The 510-nt window shown below is 56.9% G+C and carries 1 protein-coding gene; it reads right to left on the reverse strand.

Annotated features, from left to right (window positions below; genetic code table 11):
• Positions 1 to 331 (reverse strand): MurR/RpiR family transcriptional regulator (locus ACR0E6_RS23160; protein ID WP_480587856.1); only part of this gene is annotated, 331 nt, incomplete at its 3' end.
• Positions 332 to 510: the final 179 nt, after the last annotated feature.

The raw sequence follows: 510 nt of genomic DNA on the forward strand, positions 1-510 counted from the left end.
TTTGCACGTATCCTGCCTGCGCCGCGCTGAAGGTATCTCCGGCCCGGATACGGTCCAGCCAATCCTGCCCCAGGCGGTCTTCGCGATCTGTCACCAACGTCTGCCGGAAGGGGACTCGGAACGCGTTGTAGCTGTCAAAACCCAATCGCTGCGCCAATCGGACCAGAACGTTGGAACTGACCCCGATTTTTCCTGCAGTGACACGGATCGGGTCCAGCCCGAAATCTCCGGGGTGATCGATGATGTATTTCGCGGCAGCCTGCATCTGGGGGGGCAGGGTGTCGATTTCCCGGAGCAGGCGCTTGGTCAGGTGGGCGGGGCTGGTTTGCATAGGGTCAGAAAAACATATGTTCTGAAAAATTGGAATTGAAAACGATCAGGCTGACGATAGGTGAGTTGTGCTATTGATGGAATGCTGAAATGAGTGACACAACTTCCTTGTTTAATGCCAGCGACGTCCGGCCGTATGTGCTGGTCGCACCCAATGGAGCGCGGCGCAGGCATGAGGAC

The sequence above is a fragment of the Ruegeria sp. AP12 genome (assembly GCF_056540025.1).